Source organism: Thomasclavelia saccharogumia DSM 17460 (assembly GCF_000686665.1).
Classification (GTDB): domain Bacteria; phylum Bacillota_I; class Bacilli_A; order Erysipelotrichales; family Coprobacillaceae; genus Thomasclavelia; species Thomasclavelia saccharogumia.
The window spans coordinates 24,559-32,307 of sequence record NZ_KK365998.1 but is presented as its reverse complement, the minus strand read 5'-3'; the positions used below and the strand labels follow the sequence as shown (position 1 = coordinate 32,307).

At 25.4% G+C, this 7,749-nt stretch carries 6 protein-coding genes; all 6 read right to left on the bottom strand.

What is annotated here, in order from left to right; genetic code table 11:
• Positions 1-45: 45 nt before the first annotated feature.
• Positions 46-720 carry a type II-A CRISPR-associated protein Csn2 gene (gene csn2 / locus BR82_RS0114730; protein WP_027090771.1) on the bottom strand — a complete coding sequence of 225 codons (675 nt, stop codon included), beginning with the start codon at positions 718-720 and terminating at the stop codon, positions 46-48.
• Positions 717-1,022 (bottom strand): CRISPR-associated endonuclease Cas2, encoded by a 306-nt coding sequence (gene cas2 / locus BR82_RS0114725; RefSeq protein WP_027090770.1) that lies wholly within the window; start codon positions 1,020-1,022, stop codon positions 717-719. The genes csn2 and cas2 overlap by 4 nt, the downstream gene beginning before the upstream one ends.
• Positions 1,023-1,026: 4 nt before the next feature.
• Entirely contained in the window at positions 1,027-1,896 is an 870-nt protein-coding gene (gene cas1, locus BR82_RS0114720) for a type II CRISPR-associated endonuclease Cas1 (RefSeq protein ID WP_027090769.1), read from the bottom strand.
• On the bottom strand, positions 1,893-5,855 hold the full coding sequence (gene cas9, locus BR82_RS0114715; RefSeq protein WP_027090768.1) for a type II CRISPR RNA-guided endonuclease Cas9: 3,963 nt from the start codon (positions 5,853-5,855) through the stop codon (positions 1,893-1,895). Before cas9 ends, cas1 begins: the two co-directional genes overlap by 4 nt.
• Positions 5,856-6,435: 580 nt before the next feature.
• On the bottom strand, positions 6,436-7,413 hold the full coding sequence (gene dcm, locus BR82_RS16200; RefSeq protein WP_034865337.1) for a DNA (cytosine-5-)-methyltransferase: 978 nt from the start codon (positions 7,411-7,413) through the stop codon (positions 6,436-6,438).
• Complete coding sequence (locus BR82_RS0114700) at positions 7,403-7,693, bottom strand: hypothetical protein (RefSeq protein ID WP_034865335.1); 291 nt, start codon at positions 7,691-7,693, stop codon at positions 7,403-7,405. The genes dcm and BR82_RS0114700 overlap by 11 nt, the downstream gene beginning before the upstream one ends.
• Positions 7,694-7,749: the final 56 nt, after the last annotated feature.

Below are 7,749 nucleotides of genomic sequence, written 5' to 3'. Positions count from 1 at the left end.
TAAAAGCATAAATGAATAACGACTTCATCTGTTATTTAGATAGTATTATACTTTATACATATATAAATCATCATCAATTATATACTTATTTACTGATACATTTCTAGTAAAATTATTCTCAATAAATATGCATTTTAGTTTTTTATATCGCTTATATTTTAAAACTTCTTCTAATTCATCATCACTTAAATATGACATAATATTTATAAATATTATAACATGTTCACTAAACAATTCAGAATAAATCTCAATTAAATCTATCATCTTATTAAATACTGATTCTCCAGAACTTAAAATCTTTAAATTTAACAGTTTTAAATAATTTTCTATCTTTATATTCGTCTCATAAGAATAATCCAAATTATAATTTTCTAATTCTTCAATAAACAATCTATTTATTTTATTTATATCATTTAAAAGAACAGTTTCTTTATCTACATCATCTACTATATTATTTTTTATTGTCATATATATTTTTGCTAATACCTTTTTAGAGGTTAAATCATAGCTAATTATATCGTGTATGCACTCAATAAGATTATTCTTGATTATTTCTCCGTAATCATCTAATATAATTATTTCACATTTATCATCTGATGAATAATTATAAATCTCGAATGCAATTTTTGAAAATAATTTACTATCTTTAATAATTAAAATCGTATCTGTTGAATCATTAAAATCTATATCCATATCAAATCCAATTATCTTCATTTTCATAATACTATTAACCTATTATCTCTATCTTCTTTAATATTTGATTTTTTCCCGACTATATATTCAATTTGAGCAAATTGCTTCTCTGTAACAACAAGAACTTGAACAATTCCACACTTGGGCTTATTTTTGTATAATTTCTGCTTTTCACTTTTTACAATAGAATTATTCAGCGCCAGCTTACAATATACGCTTTCTTGCATCATTATATAACCACTTTTAATTAAACTCTTCTGAAATCTACGATACTCTTTTTGTTCAGCATATGTTTCTACTGGTAAATCATAAAATACTAATATTCTCATATATCTATAACTCATAATCAAAAAAGTCTAATAATTCTATATTTTTCTTTTGGATTGCCTTTATTACACTTTTTACGTATATACCAATAGCATTACTTACATACTGCTCTCTATTTTTTATTCTTACTTTTTTATTTAAAACATCAACTAAATTTAATTTCATTGTTGTATCAAATACATTTCCATAATTATCTTTTACAATTTTATCTATTAATGGTCTAAATGGCTCCATTAAATCTGAAGACAGATTGAAGAAATTGAAATAGTTACTGTGCTTAATTCCCAACTGTGTTAAATACCCACTTGCCACAATTTCTTTATTAAACTGCGACAAAATTACAGCATACCCATAATTTAAAGAAGCATTAATGTCACTAACATCTTCGCGATTAAATTCTAACCCAAATAATGAATTAAAGTATACTTTAGCTGCATGTCCTTCACGATTAGTTATATCATTTGCTAATAATTGACTAGCATATAATTCTAATTTTTTATAATTATCATTTTCATAATAATGAAGTAACTTTGATTGATTTATAATTTTTTCTTTAATAATTCTAGTCCATACCACGGATACATATTCATCCCATTTTAACTGCTCATGGATTTTTTTACTTGAATCATGACAACCATAATATGGTACAACCTCTCCTTGCGGATTTCTTTTATCATCACAAAAAACTAATTTGATCTTCCTACTTAACATTTCCGATATTAAGTAGGAAGTAATTGTAACTGCAGTAGAATCAATTATTACTGTGTTTATTTCTGACAAATGAATCATATGTATCTCTTCATTTCGAACTACCAGATAATCGTTTTTATAAGATAATTTGGCTTTTGATTTTATAAAAATAGTCCGCCATGTCATAACTTTACCTTTTTTGAATATAAACCAGTAACTGACTGATCATAAAATGTAATTTTATCTAGTAAAATAGTTTGTTTTTTTAATCTTCCAATACGATCACCAATTTTAAAATTAGGCAGTTCAATTTTACCATTTTGAGGACCAGCAGACATAGCAGTTAATAATTGTTCAATTACTTTTGCTGCATCAAGTAATGATAGATTTTTAAATTGTTCATGTAGAGCAATTAATTTGTTTTTTATTTTATCTTGATATTCAGGATAATAATTATTTAATTTATCAATCAAACTTAAATATAGTAAATCCAATTCCTCAATATCCAGCTCTTTATCAACACTATTTTTTAGCGCCTGATTAATTTTATATACTATAGCATTTTCATGTGGATTTAAAACTAACTGCCAAGCAGTATTTAATTCAGTTGGTGATGTGATGTAATAAAAACCACCATCTATTTCAACTAATTGATTTTTTTTGATAATTTTTAGTAGTTTAACATCTTTATAATTATTACTTTTTTCAATATAAGAAATTATTGTTTCTAGTTTTTCATTTTTATAAATAAGTGGAACCTTAACAATTCTACGCACAACAGACGATTTTTCATTGATTCCTTCAATAGCATAAATAATATAGTTTAATCCAGAAAAACCGCCATACTTATTACTATTTGCTCTAAATTTATTTACAGGAATTAGATCTTTTTTATTACTTTTTGGTGAATGTATAGTTGCATCAAATAATTCTCCATCACTTGATTCAAGTTTTTTGGTGATATAACAATCTCTATAATTAAAACATTTTAAAATTCCTTTGATTTTATCAGGATGCCATATCATCTCACCAGTATCTTCATCATAACTTTCATAATTCATACTATTTAAAATTAATCCTGATTTATCATGTTCATTATTACCATAACGCATATATTCATTATAAGCATATTTTGCATTAAATTGTGGATAACGTATCTTCATATACTGTCCTATAAAACAAGCAATATATGCATCATGTGCATGATGATAATCATTTACATTACGATTTTTATAAATATTGTATTTTATTCTAAAATCATGAATTATATTAGCCCTTATTGCTACTACAGATGTATTAGTATAATGGTTATCAATAATATTAGCCACATGTTTAATGATCTGTCTTGTTTCGACCAGTTGGCGATTAATAAATTTTTCTATTGTTTGAGGATCCATTTCATCACGAATTAGATTAAAATATTTCTTTTGAGATATCAATTTATGTTCCAACAAATATTTCCAACGATGAATTTGTTTTTCTCTAATTGATAAAGGAATAACATCATTTGACTTTCTTTGGTTTTCTTTCCTTTTCACTAATACTTTATTATCAATACTGTCATCTTTAATAATTGAACGCGGAATTATGTGGTCGATTTCATATAACTCGTCACTAAAAATATCACCTATATTTTTGATTGGTTCACCTGTATACATACATTTTCCCATTTGAGTATAGTATAAATACATTCTTTCATTACCAAATTTACGATAATCTTTTTCTTGATTGAGTTTATTTCTTACCGAAATATCATATTCTAATTGCAAATCCAACTCTTTGTAAATATTTTTAAGTCTTTTTATTTGCGTTTCTGTTCGTCCTTTCTTCCCTTCTTCACGTGCAAATTCGATGTAAACATTTTTGGGTTGATGTTTCATATACTTTGTTATTTCTTCTATAATTTGAAGTGCTTGCCAAATTCCTTTTTTTATTGCTGGAGATCCAGGTAATTTTTTTATCACATCATCATAATTGAGTTTTTTATCTGTTTCAAAACAGTTCTTCTCGTCTATGATTTTTTTATAACCCAACTTATCATCATTAATTATCTGCATTAAATTAAGATTTGATTCCTTCATTACGTCTAAAATAGTTACTGAACTTCCATAACGATTATCAGCCTTAATTCCATTAATTAATTCATAGGATAGTCTTGACCATCCACTATAATTTAATTTTAAAATTGCTTTTATTTGCTCATTAGATAACTTATGAACATTTTTTAGACGTTTCTTTAAAATATTTTTTTCATTAAAAATTGTAATATCTTCAATAATTCTTTCAATAATCAAATAATTTGAATCATCAATAACACCAAAAATCTTTTTAAAATCAATCCATGAACCTAATGAAGCAGAAAACATTTTATCTTTTTGATATCCAGAAATTTCATCAATTTCTAAATAGATCTTATTTGTAACAAACCACTTTTTCAAATCCTTCTCTTTAATGATTTTTTTATTCATAAATAATTCTTCAACTATTCTTGTTTTAATATCTCTTCCCAATAATTTTCCATTTACCCTAATCTTGTTTAATTCATTCAAAAGTTCAAACATATTACAAGTTAATGAATTTTTAGGCATAACTGGTTTATCAAGTAAATATGTACAAAAATTAGTTAAACGTTTAATAAAATCAGAAGCTGTTTCTTCTATATTTACAACTTCACTATGATTCCATGGCGTAATTCGTTCCTGTTTTTTATCCTGATATTTAACTAACCACCCATATTTATCATTACCATCTAAAGGACCATAATAATATGGTATTTTAAATGTTAAAATGCTAATTAATTTATCTTTATTTATTTTTAAATCTTCATAGAATTTAGACTGATTTTCAATTATCTCCTTCATTTCATTTAAATTTAATTGGTAAGGAATAGCCCCATTATCACGATCATTTTGCTTTAATAACAATTCATCTTCTTCGATCCTCATTAAAAAATAATTAACTTCTTCACTATTGATTTTTTCTAATACTTTTTTTAAATATTTATAAAATTCTTCTCTACTAACTTTTTTAGGATGATTTATATAATTGTAATAATTTTTTAATTTATCACTTTGATTTCTAAAAACTTCATAATAAACTTTTCTATCATACCCTTTAATCAATTTTTTTAACTTTCTTAAATCATCGTGATGCATATCATATCTATTGATCATAGCTTCTGATATACTGTTTCCCGATTTAAGTATATTGTTTAAGGTGATCCAGCTATATATTTTTTTCATCAACTCAATAAATTCTAAATATTCTTTTAATGCAATACTATATTCCTCTATCTTATTTTCAAAATTATCATCCGAGAACTTTAATTTAATATCTTCATCTTCATATTTTATGATTTCATTAGAAACCATTTTTGTAAAATTGAATTGATTTCCTACTATCCCGCTAAACAGATATTTAAATATCTGTTTATTCTTTTTATCAACAGCTATTTGTTTTAAACACTTATCTATTTTTTGATTTCGATTATTATCTTCTTTTAAAATATTTAATATTTTAATAACTGTTAACTCATCAAATACCATACCTAAATCGTTAAATTCATTAATTTTATCTAAAACACTTTGTAAATCTTCTTCTATACTTGAAACATCTAATCTAAAATCCTGCTTTTCATATAAAAAATTACCACGATATTTAACAATATGATGCAAAGCTAAATATATTAATCTAGGATCTTCTTTTTGAGTAGATCGACACAAATAATTTCTCAAATGATATATTGTTTTAAAATTGTTGTAAAAATCTTGATCATTATAATCATTTTCAATAAATAAATTATAATTTCCTTGATATTTACCATTTAATAATGCACTTTTATCTTCTTCATCTAAAAAAGTAGTTTGTGATAAACGAATAAAAAATGTTGGATCTACACTTAATACCATGTTTGCCATAAGCTCTTGTAATAATCTAATTCGTTCACGTCTTTTATTATATCTTCTTCGAGTAGAGCGATTTTCGCGACGATTAGCAGCAGTTTCTGCCGTTTCAAATAATCGACTTCCCCACATATTTTTATTACCTTTTTTTAATAGTTTAAAATCATTATCAATTACGGCCCAACCAACTGAGCTTGTTCCTATATCTAAGCCTATACTATATTTAATTTTTCTTCTATCCATATTGACTTTCTCCCCATTTTATTTTATTCTTATTATGTCAAAGCAATTTGACTACTATTCTAAATTACATAACGAGTTAAAATAAAGCTTTGCTTTAATGCCGTTTATAACGGTATCACGTAGGTGATATATTAATAGTTGCCATGCAACTATTTTTATTTTGTTTATATAACTCCTATTTTAAATATTTATCATCAAATTTGCTGCCTTTACATTATTTTACCAAAAACAGCTTCTATTTTCATCTTTTCCTCTCAACAAAATTCTTTAATTTAAATATTTATCATCATTATTTACAGTTTCTAAAAAAGCATGATATATTTGATGGTTTATTCATCAATTTATCATGCTTTTTTATTTATTCAATTATATATTTTTTCTTTTAAGAGCTATTTCTATCAATCTACAATTTTATTATACAGCTCTAAAATCTATAAAAGTTATTTTTCAACCCATTTCACATCAGCTTCTTTACTACAATGAGCTGGTCCTGCTTCACGATTACTTATTATTTCATACTCTCTTATCAGCTAGGCACTCATCTCTAGTAACGATAACTGTTTTTCATCTTTTAAATCATTCAAAGTACTTTAAATACCGCTTCAGCAATTCTTTGAATTACTGAAACGGAAACTGAATTTCCCGCTTGTTTATATAAATAACTGTTAGCTAATTTTTCCGGCAATTTATAATTAGATGGGAATCCCTGCAAATCAAAACATTCACGAGGTGTTAATTTTCTTATTCCATAATCAGTTAAAATAAGTGGTACATTGTGTCCACCAGTCCCCATATTGGCTGTAAGAGTTGGACATACATTGTTTTTATTCTCTCTAACATAAACTCTTCGCCATTGATAAACCGTATCCCTTTTTTTTATATACGGCTCAATTTCACTAAATCTTTTAAAACGCTCTTTAGTATAATAATATGCATCATCTAATTTTGTATTGTAATCTAAAATTTTATCAAGTGTTTTATCTAATTTAATTGGATCAGGCCATTTAAATTTTTTTAGACTATTTTCATTTTTAAAAGCTACAATATAAATTCTTTCTCTATTTTGTGGTACATTTCCATATTCCATAGAATTAAAGATTCTTTCGTCAACATAATAATCTTTTGCTTCTAAAGCACCTTTTATTATTTTGTATGTCTTTCCTTTATCATGTCCCATTAGATTTTTTACATTTTCTAAAAAAATAAATTCAGGTTTAGCAAATTCTACTATTTTCATTATTTCAAAAAATAAACCGCCTCGACCTTTTTTATCTTCAAAACCTTCTTGATAACCCGCTATACTAAATGCCTGACAAGGGAATCCTGCCAATACAACATTTATTTTTTTACCATTAAACGGATCAATTCCAAGTTCGATATCTTTTACTACTTCATGAATATCTCTATTATCTACTTTTAAATCTTTAAAATTTAGTTCATACGTTTTGACTGCTTTAGAATCTATCTCATTAGCATACACTATTTTAAATCCGGCATTTTTAAATCCTAAATCTATTCCACCAACTCCAGCAAAAAGAGAAGCACAATTAAGTGTCATTATATATCCCTCCAGTTTTAATGTTCGTATTCATCACTCTCAAAACTTCATAACCTGCTTCAGTAATTTGATATTTACCTTTTTGAGTATAACGTCGTAATAATCCTAAATAAAACAATTGACTAATTATTTTATTTACTTTTAACTTACTTATCTTCAAATTATCTGCAATTTCTTGTTGTGTGTGAATAATAATCTTTTCATCACCATGAACAACTTCCACACATTCCATATATTCCAAAACCTTATATACATCATTACCAAGTTCTCGCAATTTCATATCCATCACCCAACTATATTATAAATTATTGCAAAAAGACATATTACAAATATACT

What these genes read in the sequence shown, in the direction of transcription:
- cas9 (WP_027090768.1), bottom strand. Translation starts at nt 5,855, where the DNA reads ATGGATAGAAGAAAAATTAAATATAGTATAGGCTTAGATATAGGAACA.
- BR82_RS0114700 (WP_034865335.1), bottom strand. Translation starts at nt 7,693, where the DNA reads ATGAAATTGCGAGAACTTGGTAATGATGTATATAAGGTTTTGGAATAT.
- cas2 (WP_027090770.1), bottom strand. Translation starts at nt 1,022, where the DNA reads ATGAGAATATTAGTATTTTATGATTTACCAGTAGAAACATATGCTGAA.
- cas1 (WP_027090769.1), bottom strand. Translation starts at nt 1,896, where the DNA reads ATGACATGGCGGACTATTTTTATAAAATCAAAAGCCAAATTATCTTAT.
- dcm (WP_034865337.1), bottom strand. Translation starts at nt 7,413, where the DNA reads ATGACACTTAATTGTGCTTCTCTTTTTGCTGGAGTTGGTGGAATAGAT.
- csn2 (WP_027090771.1), bottom strand. Translation starts at nt 720, where the DNA reads ATGAAAATGAAGATAATTGGATTTGATATGGATATAGATTTTAATGAT.